The sequence below is a fragment of the Streptosporangium saharense genome (assembly GCF_014203715.1).
Lineage (GTDB): Bacteria > Actinomycetota > Actinomycetes > Streptosporangiales > Streptosporangiaceae > Streptosporangium > Streptosporangium saharense.
The window spans coordinates 630,154-647,259 of sequence record NZ_JACHJP010000002.1 but is presented as its reverse complement, the minus strand read 5'-3'; the positions used below and the strand labels follow the sequence as shown (position 1 = coordinate 647,259).

Below are 17,106 nucleotides of genomic sequence, written 5' to 3'. Positions count from 1 at the left end.
CGACCGTGAGGAGAGCGATGACGTTCACACCCGCCGTCACCGCGCGGCTCGACGAGGCGATGGCCGTGGCGATCGACGAGGCCCGCAGGGCGGCCAGGCCGTTCGGCGCCGTCCTCATGGACGCCGAGGAGGGACACGTCCTGGTCCGCGCGCGCAACACCGCCGCGGACGGCGACCCGACCGCGCACGCCGAGGTCAACGCCATCCGCGCCGCCGCCCCGCTCGGGATCGACCTGACCAGGACCATCCTGGTCAGTACGGCAGCGCCCTGCGTCATGTGCGCGGGGGCGGCGATCTGGGCCAGGGTGCGGGGGGTCGTGGCCGCCTGCGACGCCGCCCTGCTGGCCGAACTCGGCTGGAAGGGGATGTGCCTTCCCCCTGAGGGCCTCTCCCTTCCCGCCGATCCCGTGGATCACCGGGGTACTCAGGGACGAGGCTGCCGAGCTGTACCGCGCCACCAGGGGCGCCGGGAGGTGAGGCACGGTGGATCTGGCATCGTGGCACCGGACGATCCGGGCGAACCGGCGGGAGGGGGACCATGACGGGCGGTGCCGAGGTGGCGCGGAGGGCGGCAGGGGAGACAGGCTCGGCACAGGCCGTGACGACGGCGGTCGCGGTGACCGCCGTCGTCGCGCTGTCCCTGAACCTGCGCCCCGCCCTGGCCGGGTTCTCCCCGCTCGCCGGGGAGGCCGGGACCGAGCTGGGACTCGGCGCGGGCGCGATCTCCCTGGTGACCACGCTGCCGCTGGTGTGCTTCGGAATCTTCGCCCTGTTCGCCCCCGCCCTCAGCCGCAGGTTCGGCGCCGAGCGGGCCCTGGTGGCGACGATGCCGCTGCTCGCCGTGGGCATCCTGCTGCGCGGCGCGGGCGCGACCACGGCCCTGCTCTGCGGGACCGTCCTGGTCGGGATCGCCATCGCCATCGGCAACGTGCTGCTCCCCGGCGTGATCAAACGGCGCTTCCCCGCGAAGGCGGGGGCGATGACCGGCCTGTACGCCTCCGCGATCGGCGGTGGCGCGATGCTCGCCGCCGCCCTGGCCAAACCGCTGGACGGGCTGACGCACGGCTGGCGCCCGGCCCTGGCGGTGTGGGCGCTGCCCGCCCTGGCCGCGACGCTGCCCCTGGTGCTCCTGGCCCGCGCCACTCCGCGCGACGCCGTACCGGCGCGGGTCACCGGCGACCAGGCCACGGGGCGGCCCGCCGGGCGGCTGACGGCGGCGGCCCTCGCCGCCTTCTTCGGGCTGCAGTCGATCGTCTTCTACGTCACGCTGGCCTGGCTGCCCCGGATCCTCACCGAGGCGGGGACCGACCCCGCCCACGCCGGGCTGCCGCTGTCGCTCGTCCAGCTCGTCAGCCTGCCCACGGGCCTGATGGTGCCGATCCTGGCGCGGACCTCCCGCAGCCAGGCGTGGTATGCCACGGCCTGCGGGGCCGCGGGCGCCGCGGGGTTCGCGGGGCTGCTGGCCGCGCCGGGGGTGGCGCCGTACGCGTGGGCGTTCCTGCTGGGACTCGGCGTCGCGGCGTTCCCGCTGGCCCTGGCCATGGTCACGGCGAGGGCCGGTGGCCCCTCACACGCCGACCGGCTGTCGAGCGTGGTGCAGAGCTGCGGCTACCTCCTGGCGGCGGCGGGCCCACTGGCCGCGGGACTGCTGCGGGACGCGACCGGCACATGGACGGCGTCACTGACCTTCCTCCTCGTCGCGGCCGCCCTCATGGCCCCCACGGGCTGGCTCGCCGCGAGACTCTGACCTCTGGAACTCCTGACAGGATGGTTCGCGATCTCAGGAGTCGATCTCCCAGAAGAGCGCGCCTGTCTCCTCCAGGCCGGTGAGGACCTTCACCAGGGGATCCGGGTCGGCACCTGGAGGGAGATCGACGGAGAGGTAGGTGCCCCGCAACCACTCATGGGCCAGGCCGGAGGTCGCCACTTCGCCATGGAGCAGCTCGTGGAACCGGTCACGGTGAGGGTGCTCCCGGACCAGGGCGGCCCGCAAGGTGCGGTGGGCCGACTTCTCGACCACGGCCGACACCAGGTGCCGGTCGTCGATGGTCACGATGTCGCGATGGCAGATGCCGTAGGTGAAGAACGGCAGACACGTGATCTCGAACCTGTCCGGGGTCAGCCGACGCGTCCACAGTTGTTCGCGCCAGCCGTCCACGCGTTCGGAGAGATCCGCGTGAATCATGTAGTCGCTGCGGTCACGACCGATCGGACTGTCGTGCGTGATGATGGTGATGACGCACCTTCCAGGCGAGAGCCGTTGATACCGGTCATGCTGCGGTAGCCGAAGAAGATCAGCTTCAGCCGGACACCGTCAACCGGTGCCGGGAAGCCGCTGGCCGACCTCGTTTCTCAGAGGGTGACCAGCTGCAGGGTCAGCGCCAGCCGTACCTCGGCGGAGGCCAGGTCGCACGGGGCCGTCTCCAGCAGGCGGCGCATCCGGTAGCGGAAGGTGTTGGGATGCACGTGCAGCCTGGCGCTGGCCGCCGTGGGGTTGCCCTGCTCCCACAGCCAGGCGCGCAGCGTCTCCACGTAGGCGGTGCCGTGCGCGGCGTCGTGGGCGATGAGGGCCGGAAGGGGACCGCCTAGCAGCAGGTCTGTGGGGACCGCCCCGGCCCTCCTGACGACAAGCCGAGGCCACGCATCCTCATATGTCGTGATTTGTCGGTCAGAGAGCAGGTCGAGCAGCTCACGGGCCTGGGTACGGCTGACCATGGGCGCGTCCCCGGTCACGGCCCCCGCCGCGACGGTCAGCCCCGTCTCGCCCGCCGTCAGCCGCAGCCACGCCCACGACCCCGGCACCAGCGCGTCGCCCTGCTCCGCGACCAGCACGTAGGAGACCCCGTCGATCGAGGTGAGGTACGGCGCGCGCCAGCCGTGCCGCCGCAGCAGCTCACCCAGCCCGTCGCCGGGCCGTACCGCAACCACCCGGAACGGGCTCGGTGGCACCAGGTCGCAGGTGTCCCCGCTCAGCAGCGCCCGCAGCCGGTCGGCCAGCAGCCTGCGGGCGGCGTCGCCCTGGGTGCGCAGCCTGAGCAGGTGCAGGGCGACCGCGGTGAGCGTGGGACCCAGCGCCGAGATCCTGGACGGCGGGACGGGGCCGGGGACGATGGCCCAGATCGCGCCGAGCAGCTCCGTGCCGTGCCTGACCGGGACGACCAGGCGCGGCAGCCTGCCGTCGGGACCCGACGGGACGTAGATCGGCTCCCGCCCACGGGTCAGGCGGCGGTAGACGCCCTTGGTGCGCAGCCTGGCCAGCGCGTCACTCGGGATGCGCCTGCCGACGATGCTGGAGATGCGGCCCGCGTCGGAGGGCTCCTGCCTGGCCGAGTAGGCGAGCACCTGCCCGGCCGCGTCCTCCACGGTCACCGGGCCGTCGAGCAGCTCGGCCACGTCGTCGGCGAGGGAGGCCAGCGTGTCACCGTGGCCCTCGCCCGGCCCGGCCAGGTCGCGCAGCAGCCACAGCAGCCGGGTCCAGGAGACCCCGGCCGGAACCTCGGCGACCGCGACCCCGGGCGGCGCGGTGAGCGAGGCCGCGAGCGGCCCCCTGAACACCACCCCCGCCACCGGCGCGGCCGTACGGTCGAGCAGCTCCTGCTGGTCCTGAGCCGTGACCCCGACCCCGAGCAGCAGGTCGCCGGGGGAGGGGGCGACGCCGGGTTCGGCGATCACCACGTCACGCACGTCGAGGTCCGCGCCGTCGAGCACGGGACGCAGCAGTGCCGGGCCCAGCGTCTCCACCAGGCCCGACACCGTGATCACGCGCATGCCCTCCAGACTATGCGGGCCAGGTCACGCGGGCACGACGGCGGCGATCCGCTCGACCGCCTCGTAGACGTCCACGTGCCGCACGTACAGCGGGGCGAACCCGAAGCGCATCGTCTCCGGCGGCCTGAAGTCGCCGACCACGCCGCGCTCGGCCGCCTCGGCCAGGATCCGCTCGGCGGCCGGATGGGCGAAGCTGACCTGGCTGCCCCTGGCCGCCGGGTCGCGGGGGGAGACCAGGCGCAGCGCGGGCAGCCGCTCGGCGGCCAGGGCGACGAACAGCTCGCCCAGGCTGGCCGCCTTGTCACGCAGCGCCTCGACCGTGACGCCCTCGAAGGCGTCCAGCGCCGCGTCCAGGGCCACCATGCCGATCACCGGCGCCTGGCTCACCTGGAGCCTGGCCGTACCGGGCGCGGGCTCGAACTCGCGTGCCATCGCGAACCGCCTGGCGTGCCCGCCCCAGCCGGTGATCGGCTGCCTGACCCGGTCCTGCAGCCGCCCGGCCACGTAGGCGTAGGCGGGTGAGCCGGGGCCGCCGTTGAGGTACTTGTAGGTGCATCCCACCGCGAGGTCGGCGCCCGCCCCGGTCAGATCGACCGGGATCGCGCCCGCCGAGTGGCACAGGTCCCACAGCATGAGCGCGCCCACGTCGTGCGCCCTCGCGGTCAGCCCCGCCATGTCGGCGATCTCACCGGTCCTGAAGTCCACGTGGCTGTGGACCACCACGGCCACCGTCTCGTCGAGCGGCGCGCCCTCGTCGAGATAGCCGAGCTCCAGGCCGAGCAGCTCGCACACGCCCTGGGCGACGTAGAGGTCGCTGGGGAAGTTCGCGGCCTCGATCAGCACCCTGGACCGTCCAGGACGCATCCGGCAGGCGGCCACGAGCAGCTTGAACAGGTTGCCCGAGGTGGTGTCGGTGACGATCACCTCGTCCTCGGCCGCGCCGACCAGGCGGGCGACCCGCGTGCCCAGCCTGGCCGCGAGGCCGCCCCAGCCCGCGCTGCCCCAGGCGCCGATGAGGTCACGCCGCCAGTCGTCGGCGAACGCGGCCAGCGCGCCCGCGACCGCCCGTGGGGGCGCGCCCAGGGAGTTGCCGTCCAGGTAGACGACCCCCTCCGGGATGTCGAACCGGTCGCGCAGACCGGCCAGCGGGTCGGCGGCGTCGAGCCGTACGGCGTCGGCGCGGGTGATGGTCACGGCGGTGCCGTCCTTCCTTGAGGTTTTGAGAGGGGATCAGCCGGACTGCTCGACCAGGTCGCGGCCGTCCTTGCGGGTCATCGGCCTGCCGCTCGGCACCTCGCCCGCCGCGATCAGCCGCCTGACCGTGCTCCAGCGGGTGGCCACGATCACGCCGCCGACGACGACCCAGACGGCGTAGGAGATCCCCATGACGGGGGTGTGCACGATCTCGACCAGCAGCAGGACGTTCTGGTAGGCGTTGAGCGCCATCGCGGCCACGGTGATCACCAGGTGGGTGCGGGCGCCCAGCCTGAACGGCGAGGCCGCCAGCAGCTCGGGATGGAGCTGACGCATCCGGTAGGAGGCGACGATCACCAGCATGGTCGTCAGGCCGAAGACCGAGGACGCCACGTGGGCGATCTCACTGACGGAGAGGCCGGTCACCGCGGGGGTGACGCCCACGACGAACAGGATCGTCAGCAGCCAGTGCGGGGTGCCGAAGCGGCGGCTCACCCTGCCCAGCGCCCTGGGGAACCAGCCGTCGTCGATCGCGGCCAGGAAACTCTTGCTGCCCCACAGCAACTGACCGTTGATCGTGCCGATGACCGCCGCCACGGCGCCGCCGAGGATGAAGAAGACGAACATCCCTCTCGACAGCGTGTGCTCGGCCACCACGGAGAGCGGTTTGAACGCGACCTGGTCGAGCGGCAGGACCCCGGTCGAGGGGATGGCCATCAGCACGTAGAGGGCGGTCGCGGCGAGGGTCGCGCCGAAGAACGCGATGGGGATGTTCCGCCCGGGGTTGCGCATCTCCCCGCCGAGTTCGGCGATGACGTGGCCGCCGCCGGTGGCGAACACCAGGATCGAGGAGGCCGCGACCAGCTCGTTGAGGCCGTTCGGCGTCAGGTCGGAGAAGACCGCCCAGTCCACCTGCGGCATGCTGATCACGCCGTAGCTCACGTAGGCGGCGACCATGACGACGGCCAGCGCGACGCCAACCCTGGCCGACAGCGAGGCGCCGAACAGGTTGCAGACGAAGAAGAACGTCACCATGCCCACCGAGACCGCCTGCGCCGGGATGGAGGGGTTCATCGCGTGCAGGTAGGTGCCCGCGCTCAGCGCGTAGACGCTCAGCGAGATCACCGACAGCGTGAACAGCCACATGTTGGCGAACCCGGCGATCGGATGGACCAGCCGCGTCACGTAGGCGTAGGTGCCGCCCGTCACCGGCGCCGCGGCGCCGAGCACGGCGAAGGAGAACCCGCTGAGCAGCACGATCCCGGCCGCGATGAGGAAGGCGACCGGCGTGCCGCCCCCGGTCTTGCCGATCGCGACCCCGGTGAGGGCGATCACGCCGCCGCCGACGATCTGGTGGAAGGCGATGCCGAGGGCCTGGGGAAGGGTGATCGTCCGCTTCAGGTTGCTCTGGTTGTCCGGTGGCGACACTGCGCCTCCTCGTTCTTCTTGCGTGGGGGTTGCTGAGATGCTCCGCCACGCCCCGCCCACGGGTCATCGTGCGGGCCCCACCATCTGCGCGCCCCCACTTGTCCGGCCCGCACAACCGGCTTCCTGTACGGCGGCCGCCACGCACATGGCCGGGTCCCCGTGTGGCGGCCTCCGTGGAATTCCACGGAGGCCGTTTCACGGAAGGCACTTCCCCATCGAATACCCAAAGGTTATGGTCGCGCTCCCTTTCGAAGTGGGAGAACGCGCCCTCTCTCTCACACGCGCGGATTATCATGCGGCAATGGTGGACATGAGAAACGGCGCCTGTGCGGTCTGCGGAGGCGGGGAAATCTACACCGCGTCAACCCGCATGGAGACTCCTACCGCTTTGTTCGGGATGCTGCACACCGAGAAGGTGGATCTCTACGCCTGTGTTTCCTGCGGATTCCTCCAGACGTTCCTCGACCGTACGGACGACCAGGTGCGGTGGATGCGCAACTCCTGGAAACGGGTCTGAGAACCGGTCAGGAGCAGTTCAGGCCGGGGTTGGCCACGGGGCCGCACGGGCCGTGGTTGCCCCCGCCGTCGATCACCTGTCCGGCCGGTCCCCAGATGACGAACCCGCCGTTGCCGGTGCCGCCGTTGCGCGCCAGCTCGACCGGCGCCCGCTCGGTGCCAGAGACGTGGACGCCGTCCCGGATGAGGTCGCCGTCCCTGTCGACGGCGCCGCCCGCCGCCAGGCCGTTGTGCACGAAGGTGTTCCCGCTGACCGGGTAGGGGGTGACCCCGGTGAAGCGGATGGGGTCGATGAGGATTCCGGCGATCCGGTTGCCCTCGAACCTGTTGCCCTTCACCGACACGTTGGAGAAGCTGACCCAGAAGGTCATGCCGTAGCGGTTGTCCTTGAAGACGTTGCCCTCGACCCTGTTCGGGGCGCCGGTCGAGTGCTCGGCGCGGAAGCCGACCTGGGCGTTGGTGAAGACGTTGTCGGTGTAGAGGTTGTCGTTGCTCCCCTCGGTCAGGTTCACCGGAAAGCCGTCGAAGAGATTGCCGCCGAAGACGTTGGAACCGCTCTCGGCGAGTTCCAGATGACCGTTGCTCAGCACGCTGCCCCTGACCGTCCAGCCGTGCCCGCCCGATCCGTACAGTCGGCCGTGCACGGTGCACCTGTCGATCGTCAGGACGGAGGAGCCGGTCACGTCGATCCCCTCGGCCAGGCAGGCCGAACGGGGGCCGACGAGGGTCAGGGAGGCGGCGTGGTCCGCGCTCAGCGCGTTGCCGACGAACCTCACCCGGGAGAAGGTGACCCCGCCTCCGACGGTCTCCGCCCCCAGTCCGAACCCGCTGATCACGCCGTCGCGTACGGCGACGCCTTTCCTGTCGCCGACGGCGACGCCCCTGCCGGTGCCGTCACCGCTGACGGTGTGGCCCGCGAGATCGACGGTCACGTTGTCCGCGCCGATCGTCAACCCGTCACCGGCGCAGCTCAGGTCCTGGGTCAACGTCACGTTCGAGGTCAGTACGGCACCGCAGCCGACCTCGTCGTCGGTCGCCGAGGCGGGTAAGGGAATCGCCAGCGCGGCCGCCAGGGAGAGGGCGAAAGCGGCGGCCGTTTTCGCGAGGCGTTGTTTTCCCGGTTCTTTTCCATGTTTCACGGCGGTCTCTTCTCTTTTTGGGGCGGATTGCCACGGTGTTTTGGCCGGGCCGGTGCGAATTCCCTCGCCAAAGGCCGAAGGAGGCACCAAGGCCAAAGACTGCATGATCCGCGTTGATTCGAGAAGCCAGAAAACCTGTGCCACAGATGCCGCCGTTAAGGCTTTTCCGCTACTGTCCCGCCCGTCGCGACACGGTAGTGGTAAGCGCACACCTCCCCGAAGCCCGCCCTTTCGTACAGCCGGAGGGCGGGAACGTTGCCCGACTCGACCTGGAGATACATGTGGGCCGTCCCGCGCTCCCCGGCCCAGCGGGCCAGCGCGGCGAGCACCCCACGGGCCGTACCTCTTCCCCGGGCTCCGGGGAGGGTGGCCATTCCGAACACCCCCGTCCAGCCGGTGTCGGCGACCGCCCTGCCGACCGCGACGACCCTCCCGCCGACCGTCACCAGGGCGTAGGCGCACGGCGGGTCCAGCCGGGCGAGCATGTCCCACTCGGCGCGGGAGCCGCCCCTGCCGTTCACGGCCTGCCAGGCCCTGAACCACTCCGCCGTCGGCCGTCCGTCCAGCCGTACCCGGAGAGGAGTCTCCCCGAGGCGCTCAAGCACCCGCGCGACCGGCGCGGTCCGCAGCGAGACCGGGCTGACCCGGAGGTAACCGCGCCCGGCCAACAGGGGGTCGAGACCTTCGGGGCACGCCGGACTGATCTGGAAGCGCGCCCTGGCGCGGTGACCGGCGTAGAACGCCTCAGCCTCGGCGATCCCACGGACCAGGCCACCGGGGCCGGGATCACCGTGGGCCAGCACCGATCCCGCCCACCAGGAGGGGCCGCGCGTGTGCCGCAGCGACCACTCCCCGAGGGGCGTCACGTGCTCCACGGGCAGGGCGCGGGCCGCTCTCTCCTGGAGTGCTCGAACGTCGTTCAGTTCTCCGCGCCTCTCAGCAGGGTCAGGTTGTGCTTGACCTCCTCGCGCATGATGCCGCTCGCCCGCTCCGCGTCGCCTCGCCGTACGGCGTCGACCAGGGCGGTGTGGCTGTCGGCACCGGGGTCGGGGCGGTCGTGGCGCAGGGGGAGCAGCCTGACCAGGTCGAGCAGGCCGTCGCGCAGCGCGGGCTCGAAGGCGGAGAACAGCTCGGTCAGCACCGGGTTGTGCGCGGCGGCCACGACCGCGGTGTGCAGCGCGACGTCGGCGGCGACGAACTCCTCGTCGTCGCCGTGGGCCGCGGCGTGCCGGGCGGCCAGCGCGCGGTCGAGGGCGGCGAGGTCCTCGTCGTCCCTGCGCAGCGCCGCCAGCCCCGCCGCCTCGACCTCAAGGAGCGCGCGGACCTCGAAGAGGTGGACGGCCGAGGCGCGGCGCAGCGTGGTGCGCAGGTCCTCGACCGGCCGGGTGGCGACGACGAACACCCCCGACCCCTGCCTGGTCTGGAGCATCCCGGCCCCGGCCAGCGCGCGGATGGCCTCGCGCACGGTCGAACGGCCGACGCCGAGCTGTCTGGCCAGCTCGTTCTCGCCGGGGAGCCTGGTGCCGACCGGCCAGTGCCCCGAGGCGACCTGCTCACGCAGCGTCCGTGCGGCCTGGTCGGCCAGCGGGCTGCGGGTCAGCGGGTTCAACGTCACCTGTCAAACCTCTCAGGTTGTCTGAGGAGTTGTTTCGGGGTTAGTCTACCCGGCATGACACCGCGTGGTCTTCTTCTCGGCCGCCGCGGCGGGGCCTGACCTGACCGGCACCCCGTCGCGGAGTGCCGCTGTGCCGCCGGTCACCACGACGGCCCCAAAGGACAGACAGCCCATGATCTGGAACCCGCAACGCCCGAGCGCGATGCCCTCCTTCCGCTACCGCCCCGCGCACGAGCGCGTCGATCTGCCGCTCACCGAGCGCACCTGGCCCCGGCGCCGGATCGAACACGCCCCGCTGTGGGTGCCGGTGGACCTGCGCGACGGCAACCAGGCCCTCGCCGAGCCGATGGACCCCGCCCGCAAGCGCCGCATGTTCGACCTCTTCCTCTCCATGGGGTTCAAGGAGATCGAGGTCGGCTACCCCTCGGCGAGCCAGACCGACTTCGACTTCGTCCGCCACCTGGTCGAGGAGGACCTGGTGCCCGACGACGTCACCGTCGTCGTCTTCACGGCAGCCCGCGCCGACCTGATCAGGCGGACCTACGAGTCCGTAGCGGGCCTGCGCCGGGTGGTCGTGCACATGTACACCGCGACCGCGCCGACCTGGCGCCGGGTCGTCCTCGGCAGGGAACGCGACGAGCTGCGCGAACTGATCCTGGCCGCGGGCCGGGACGTCGCCAGGGGCGCGGACACGATGCCGGACGGGGCGGTCCGCTTCGAGTTCTCCCCGGAGGTCTTCAACCTCACCGAGCCCGACTACGCCCTTGAGGTCTGCAACGCCGTGTCGGAGCTGTGGGACGCCTGCCCCGACCGGCCGGTGATCCACAACCTCCCGGCGACCGTCGAGATCGCGACCCCCAACGTCTACGCCGACCAGATCGAGTACATGGACCGCAACCTGGAGCGCCGGGACGGCGTCATCCTGTCGGTCCACCCCCACAACGACCGGGGCACCGGCGTCGCGTGCGCGGAGCTGGCCTTGCTCGCCGGGGCGCAGCGCGTCGAGGGATGCCTGTTCGGCAACGGCGAGCGCACCGGCAACGTGGACCTGGTCACCCTGGCGCTCAACCTCCACGCCCAGGGGATCGACCCGATGATCGACCTGTCCGACATCGACGGTGTCCGCCGTACGGTCGAGCACTGCAACCGCATCCGGGTCCACGAGCGCCACCCCTACGGCGGCGACCTCGTCTACACGGCCTTCTCCGGCACCCACCAGGACGCCATCGGCAAGGGCATGGCCCACCACGTCCGGCGGGCCGCCGAACTGGGCGTCCCCGTGGAGCGCGCGCCCTGGGACGTGCCGTACCTGCCGATCGACCCCGCGGACGTGGGCCGCGACTACGAGGCGGTCATCCGGGTCAACAGCCAGTCGGGCAAGGGCGGCGTCGCCTACGTGCTCCAGACGGCCCACGGCCTCGACCTGCCGCGCCGCCTGCGGATCGAGTTCTCCGGGGCGGTGCAGCGCGCGGCCGAGCACGACGGCGGGGAGATCGGCGCCGAGGAACTGTGGAAGCTCTTCGGGGCCGAGTACCTCGACCGGCGCGGCCCGGTGACCCTGGGCGCCTGGCGGGTGGACGAGCCCGAGCCGGGCACGCACAGCTTCACCGGGGAGTTCCACGTCGGCGGGCGGCGGAGCGAGCACACGGGGACGGGCCAGGGACCGCTGTCGGCCTTCACGAGGGCGCTGGCGGAGGCGGGGATGGAGGTGGACGTCCTCGACTTCGCCGAGCACGCGCTGGGACAGGGGCGTGACAGTCACGCCGCCGCCTACGCCGAGTGCCGGGTCGGCGGGGTGACGCGCTGGGGGGTCGGGCTCGACGCCTCGGTGCTCACCGCGTCCGTGCTGGCCGTGCTCTCCGCGGTCAACGCCGTGCTGGCCACCGCCCCGCTGGAGCCCGCCGGGCGGTGAGCCGTACTCCACGGAGAAACGGAGGAGTTGGCCCGATCGGGCCAACTCCCTGTGACCGGGACGAATGGTTGGGTAACGTCTGCCATGGTGGCGCGTACGGGCCGGGGCCCGCGCGCCGGACGGCTGTTCGCTGATCTCGGGGGCCCGACGAGAGGCGAGGATCCATGTCACATCCCGCGTCACCTCCCGAGGCCCGGCTCGTCGTCGGGGACCACCGCGTCGTCGTCACCGCGCGGGGCTCGACCGTTCTTCCCGGGGGTGAGTCCCCGGTGCCCGTGCGGCGGCTCGTCCCGCCCACGCTTCCCCCTCAGGGGGAGGAGCCGCTCGGCCGCGAGGCGGAACGGGCCGCGCTCGCGGCGATGATCCGTCCCGGCGAGCCCGTGCAGATCCACGGGCCGGAGGGGATCGGCAAGAGCGTCCTGCTGCGCCGCCTCGCCCACGACGTCGCCGGGCGCAGGCCCGTGGTCCACGTGCACGGGGCGGGCAGGGAGCTGGACGACGTGCTCCAGGACCTGTTCACCGCGTGGTACGACGAGGCCGGGTACGCCCCGGGCCGGGCCCGCCTCCGCGCTCTGCTCGGCGGGATCGCCGCGGTGCTGATGATCGACGACCTGGAGTTCCCGCCGGGCGGGCTGCACGCCTTCCTGCGGACCGGGCCCGGCATCGCCCTGGTCTTCACCTCCCGGGTCAGGCGGTGCGCGCCCGACAGGACGTTCGAGCTGGGCGGCCTCGGCGAACCCGCGGCTCTGGCCCTGGTGTCCAGGACTCTGGGCAGGCCGCTGCGCCAGGAGGAGGTCCCCGCCGCGACCGCGCTGTGGGAGACGACGGGAGGAAACCCCCTCGAACTCATCCGCGCCGCCGCCCGCGTGCCGTACGGCGAGCTCGGGCCGGGGGAGCGCGCGGCGCTCGCCCCCTTCGCGGCCCTGCCGTCCGCGCTGGTCGCGGGGGACGTGCTCGCCCGGATCACCGGCGTCGCGGACGCGGCCCGGACGGCGGTACGGCTGGCACGGCTCGGGCTGCTCACCGAGGAGGCCTCCCCGGGAGGCGTCTACTACCGCCTCGCACCCGGCACCGGGAGCCCGGCGCCCTGTGAGGAGGGCGTGGCGGAACTCGCCGTACGGACGGCCGGGTGGGCCTCGGACACCGGCGCCGAGGAACTGGCCGCGCACGCCGCGCTGGTCACCGGTCTGGTCACGGCCATGACGGATGACGACCCCGGCCTTGCCGTGCGGCTCGCCCGCGCCGCGTCGCCGGGACTGGCCGGGTCGCTGCGCTGGGGAGCCTGGCGTGCCCTGCTCGACGCCGGGCTCGCCGCGGCGGAGCGGGCGGGCGACGGGGAGGCCGTCACGTACTTCACCCGTGAGAGGAAGGTGCGCGCGCTCGCCGGGGACGGCCAGGGCGCCATGACGGAGGACCCGGCACCGGGAGCCCCCAGAGGAACCCTGACGAGGGTGACCGCGGTCAGGACGGGCCTGGTGGTGCTGGGAACCGCGGTGGCGGTCGCGGGCGCCGTCCACGTCGTGCCCTCTCTCGTCCGGCTGGTCGAGGAGCGCCCGAGGACCTTCGGGTGTGTGACCGTCGCGCCCGGCAGGCTCGCCTTCCCTCGGCGGGGGAGCGGGACCGTGAAGGGGCTGCGGGTCACCGGCACCTGTAGAACGGTCGTCACCGCGGCTTCCTCCGACCCCCGGTTCGCCGTCGTCGCGGACACGTGCGCCGGGCGTCCGCTGCTCCCCGGGCAGACGTGCCTGATATCGGTGCGTTTCACCCCCGCGGGCGGGCGGGAGGCCGACGCGGCCCTGCGGATCACCGCGGGGGAGGCGGCGGGCGAGGTCACGCTCGTCGGCGAGGGCGCTCCCGGCCCCGTCCCGGGGAAGGGTTAGAAGTCGGTGATCCTGCGTTCCTCCGGCGAGAGCAGGAGCACCTCCAGCGCTCTGGCGCAGGCCCGCGCGTGCATGGCGAACCAGCCGATCCGCGTGTCGGTGATGACCTCGGGCGTCGAACGCACGGCCAGCGCGTACCTGACCTGCTCCGCCCGGTCCAGGACCGGGACCGCGAGGGTCCTGACCCCGTGGGAGGACTCGCCGTCGTTGAGGGCGTATCCCGCCTTGCGCACCCGTTCTATCTCCGCGCGCAGGTCCTCGGGATCGACGATCGTGCGTTCCGTCTGCGGCCGCAGCGGGCCGAGCGCGGCGACGTCGTCCTCACCGGGCGGGGCCCAGGCGAGCAGGACCTTCCCGAGCGCGGTCGAGTGCAGCGGTCTGCGCAGGCCCGTCCCGCTCTCCGGATCGACCGAGCCGCCGATCAGGATCACGGCGTGCGGGCCGTTGCGGATCGCCAGGTCGACGGTCGCCGAGGTGGCGCGGGCGAGCTGGCCGAGCTCGGGGGCTACCCGGTGCAGGCCGCGCTGGTGGAAGGAGAGCTGGCCCAGCTCCGTCATCGAGGGGCCGAGCCGGTATCTCGCGGTCCGCGCGTCCTGCTCCAGGAAGCCGGTGGACACCAGCGCGCGGGCCAGCCGGTGCGCGGTCGAGGTGGACAGTCTCGTCCTGCGGGCGAGGTCGGAGGCGCTCAGCGTGGGCCCTCCGTCCCTGAAGCAGGCCAGCACGCTCATGGCCCGCTGTACGGCCTGCGTACCGGACGGGCTGCCGCTCTTCTCCATATTCCCACAATATAGGAAATCTCAGCATGTCGCCGGGTTAGGAACTGGCCTTATTGACCGGTTTGACGTGATTTGATCCCATGAAGTGGGATAAATTGTATTTCCTGCTACTTTAGTGGTGAAACGTGGGTGCGCAGGCACCCCCTCCGTCGTGTTCCCCCAGGGAGAGGCGTGTGAGGGCGTACGGCACGGCATGACGCTCAAGAAGGTATGGCGTAATGGGATGGCCCGCGGGTGACGACCGGAATCTCAGAGGGCGTCCAACCCCATCAGCCACGTTTCAGCGACCTGTCGTTCTATATCGCGAAGTTATGGAAATTCGTGGGGTACTCGGTTGTGCCCCCTCGGTGTCAGCTTTGGTCCAGCCCAACTGTCAGGGCTCCTTGCATCCCTCTAACCCCCCAAGGGACACCGAGAGGAGTCACCCCGCGTGAATCCCAAGGTCAAACTGGGCGCGGTGGCCATGCTGGCGGCCGCAGCCATGACCACTACGTCGATCGTGAGCGCCACGAGCGCCACCGCGGCACCGGCGAATACCGGGGTCCGTACTATAACCACGGACGCGGTCGGCTTCAGCAAGCCGACGCCCGAGGGGCAGAAGCGCGCCATCGCCCTCGCTGGGAAGGCCATCGCCGCCCAGGAGAAGACCATCGCCAAGAGCGAGGACGACTCCTTCGCCCTGGAGAAGGCGACCTCGGTCGGCGACGTGCAGTTCCTCACCTACGACCGCACCTACAAGGGCCTGCCGGTCTACGGCGGCGAGGTCATCGTCTCCACCGACGCCGCGGGTCTGAAGGTCGCCTCCCTGGAGACGGCCCAGAAGACCGAGCTGAACGTGGACACCAAGGCCAGGGTCTCGGCGAGCAAGGCCGCCAACACGGCCCGCGCCCAGCTGGCCAAGGTCGAGAGCGTCAGCACGCCCAAGCTGGTCGTGCATGCCCTGGCCGAGACGGGCGCGCCGCGCCTGGCGTGGGAAGTCGTCGTCACCGGCAGCTCCAAGACCGCGCCGAGCGTTCTGCACACCTACGTCGACGCCGTCACCGGCTCGATCATCAGCAAGTGGGACGCGGTCAGGATGGGAACCGGCAACGGTTTCTACAACGGCCAGGTCACCATCACCACCACCTCCGGGTACACGATGCGGGACAACACCCGCAGCGGCCTGGCCTGTGGTGGCCAGAACGGTTCGGCCTACACCAAGAGCACCGACTCCTGGGGCAACGGCCAGGGAACCAACCTTGAGACCGCCTGCGTGGACGCCTACTGGGCCGCGCAGAAGGAATGGGACATGCTCAAGGACTGGTTCGGCTACAACGGCTTCAACGGCCGTGGTACCGGCTACCCGGCGCGTGTCGGCCTGAACCAGGTCAACGCCTTCTGGAACGGCTCCTACACCAACTTCGGCCACAACCAGGCCAACACCCAGCAGGCGACCCCGATGGACGTCGTGGGCCACGAGTACGGCCACGCCATCTACCAGTTCGCCGGTGCCGGTGGCGGCGGCAGCAGCAACGAGGACGGCGGCCTCAACGAGTCCACCGGTGACATCTTCGGCGCGCTGCTGGAGAGCTACGCCAACAACCCGAACGACCCGCCGGACTACACCGTCGGTGAAGAGGTCAACCTGGTTGGCAGCGGCCCGATCCGCTACATGTACAAGCCGAGCACCAACGGTGACCCGGACTGCTACAGCTCGCGGATTCCCAGCACCGAGGTCCACGCCGCGGCCGGCCCGCAGAACCACTGGTTCTACCTGGTCGCCGAGGGCACCAACCCCGGTGGCGGCAAGCCGGCCAGCCCGGTCTGCGCCGGCCCGTCCAGCCTGACCGGCATCGGCATCCAGAAGGCCGGCAAGATCTACCTGGCCTCGCTGCAGCTGCGTGGCGCGGGCAACCGCACCCACGCCCAGGCCCGCTCCCAGACGCTGACCGCCGCCAAGCAGCTCTACCCGAACAGCTGCACCGAGTTCAACGCGGTCAAGGCCGCCTGGACCGCCGTCAGCGTTCCGGCCGTCTCCAACGAGCCCACCTGCACCATCCAGAACCAGGACGACTTCTCGATCGCGGTGAACCCGTCTTCGGCGAGCGTCCAGGCCGGTGCGTCCACCTCGGCGACCGTCAACACCGCGGTCACCGCCGGTAGCGCCCAGAACGTCGCGCTGAGCGCGACCGGTGCTCCCTCCGGGACCACCGTGAGCTTCAGCCCGTCCAGCGTCACCGCCGGTCAGTCGTCCACGGTCAACATCGCCACCTCGGCGAGCACCCCGTCGGGCAACTACACCATCACCATCAACGGTGCGGGCAGCGTCACCCGCTCCACCACCTTCTCCCTGTCCGTCACCGGTCAGCCCGGCCAGAACGACTTCTCCGTCTCGGTGAACCCGTCCTCCGCGACGGTCTCCGCCGGTGGGTCGACGAGCGCCACCCTGGCCACCGCGGTCACCTCCGGTAGCGCGCAGAACGTCGCGCTGAGCGCCAGCGGTGCCCCCTCCGGGACCACCGTCAGCTTCAGCCCGTCCAGCGTCACCGCCGGTCAGTCGTCCACGGTCAACATCGCGACCTCCGCCAGCACCCCCGCGGGCACCTACACCATCACCCTCACGGGTACCGGTGCCTCCGCCACCCACGGCACCAGCTTCACGCTGACCGTCGGCGGCGGCCAGGGTGGCACCACCTGGCAGGAGTGGAAGCAGTACACCGCCGGTGACGTCGTCACCTACAACGGTGTCAGCTACCGCTGCCTCCAGAGCCACACCTCCCTGCCCGGCTGGGACCCGCCCAACGTCCCGGCGCTGTGGCAGCGGATCTGATCACTGACTGATCAGCGGCACGACAACTGAAGACCGGGTACGGCGGGCGGGCATGGCCGCCCGCCGTAC

General features: G+C 71.6%; 13 protein-coding genes. 5 read left to right on the top strand and 8 right to left on the bottom strand.

Translation table 11 applies throughout. The features are described 5' to 3' along the window. Positions 1 to 17: 17 nt before the first annotated feature. Both FHS44_RS11995 and FHS44_RS11990 read left to right on the top strand, forming a co-directional pair. The gene (locus tag FHS44_RS11995) at positions 18 to 542 is read left to right on the top strand and encodes a nucleoside deaminase (protein WP_184714038.1); all 525 of its coding nucleotides are present in this window, start codon (positions 18 to 20) and stop codon (positions 540 to 542) included. Then, a complete protein-coding gene (locus tag FHS44_RS11990) occupies positions 539 to 1,747 on the top strand; it encodes an MFS transporter (protein WP_184714037.1) in 1,209 nt (402 codons plus the stop codon). The genes FHS44_RS11995 and FHS44_RS11990 overlap by 4 nt, the downstream gene beginning before the upstream one ends. Before the next feature lie 33 nt (positions 1,748 to 1,780). On the opposite strand, the gene FHS44_RS11985 is transcribed toward FHS44_RS11990, so the two are convergent. The 7 genes from FHS44_RS11985 to FHS44_RS11955 all read right to left on the bottom strand — a co-directional run bounded on the left by FHS44_RS11985 (position 1,781) and on the right by FHS44_RS11955 (position 9,660). Continuing rightward, positions 1,781 to 2,185 (bottom strand): DUF4265 domain-containing protein, encoded by a 405-nt coding sequence (locus tag FHS44_RS11985; RefSeq protein WP_184714036.1) that lies wholly within the window; start codon positions 2,183 to 2,185, stop codon positions 1,781 to 1,783. A gap of 167 nt (positions 2,186 to 2,352) precedes the next feature. Continuing rightward, on the bottom strand, positions 2,353 to 3,768 hold the full coding sequence (locus tag FHS44_RS11980; protein WP_184714035.1) for a PucR family transcriptional regulator: 1,416 nt from the start codon (positions 3,766 to 3,768) through the stop codon (positions 2,353 to 2,355). 24 nt (positions 3,769 to 3,792) lie between these two features. Beyond that, a complete protein-coding gene (gene kynU, locus FHS44_RS11975) occupies positions 3,793 to 4,962 on the bottom strand; it encodes a kynureninase (protein WP_184714034.1) in 1,170 nt (389 codons plus the stop codon). 36 nt (positions 4,963 to 4,998) lie between these two features. Then, positions 4,999 to 6,390: an APC family permease gene (locus tag FHS44_RS11970; protein ID WP_184714033.1), complete on the bottom strand. Its 1,392-nt coding sequence runs from the start codon at positions 6,388 to 6,390 to the stop codon at positions 4,999 to 5,001. 524 nt (positions 6,391 to 6,914) lie between these two features. Continuing rightward, complete coding sequence (locus FHS44_RS11965; protein ID WP_184714032.1) at positions 6,915 to 8,045, bottom strand: right-handed parallel beta-helix repeat-containing protein; 1,131 nt, start codon at positions 8,043 to 8,045, stop codon at positions 6,915 to 6,917. A gap of 155 nt (positions 8,046 to 8,200) precedes the next feature. After that, entirely contained in the window at positions 8,201 to 8,968 is a 768-nt protein-coding gene (locus tag FHS44_RS11960) for a GNAT family N-acetyltransferase (protein ID WP_184715261.1), read from the bottom strand. After that, on the bottom strand, positions 8,965 to 9,660 hold the full coding sequence (locus FHS44_RS11955) for a FadR/GntR family transcriptional regulator (protein WP_184714031.1): 696 nt from the start codon (positions 9,658 to 9,660) through the stop codon (positions 8,965 to 8,967). The genes FHS44_RS11960 and FHS44_RS11955 overlap by 4 nt, the downstream gene beginning before the upstream one ends. A 172-nt stretch (positions 9,661 to 9,832) precedes the next feature. Between FHS44_RS11955 and leuA the strand changes: the two genes are divergently transcribed. Together leuA and FHS44_RS11945 are read left to right on the top strand one after the other, a co-directional pair. Then, a complete protein-coding gene (gene leuA / locus FHS44_RS11950) occupies positions 9,833 to 11,572 on the top strand; it encodes a 2-isopropylmalate synthase (protein WP_246435402.1) in 1,740 nt (579 codons plus the stop codon). A 164-nt stretch (positions 11,573 to 11,736) separates the two neighbouring features. Beyond that, positions 11,737 to 13,452: an ATP-binding protein gene (locus tag FHS44_RS11945; RefSeq protein ID WP_184714030.1), complete on the top strand. Its 1,716-nt coding sequence runs from the start codon at positions 11,737 to 11,739 to the stop codon at positions 13,450 to 13,452. Here FHS44_RS11945 and FHS44_RS11940 read toward each other — a convergent pair. Then, the gene (locus tag FHS44_RS11940) at positions 13,449 to 14,228 is read right to left on the bottom strand and encodes an IclR family transcriptional regulator (protein ID WP_184714029.1); all 780 of its coding nucleotides are present in this window, start codon (positions 14,226 to 14,228) and stop codon (positions 13,449 to 13,451) included. The two genes, FHS44_RS11945 and FHS44_RS11940, sit on opposite strands and share 4 nt — an antisense overlap. A gap of 430 nt (positions 14,229 to 14,658) precedes the next feature. Between FHS44_RS11940 and FHS44_RS11935 the strand changes: the two genes are divergently transcribed. After that, the gene (locus FHS44_RS11935; protein ID WP_312863623.1) at positions 14,659 to 17,037 is read left to right on the top strand and encodes a M4 family metallopeptidase; all 2,379 of its coding nucleotides are present in this window, start codon (positions 14,659 to 14,661) and stop codon (positions 17,035 to 17,037) included. The last annotated feature ends 69 nt before the right edge of the window (positions 17,038 to 17,106 follow it).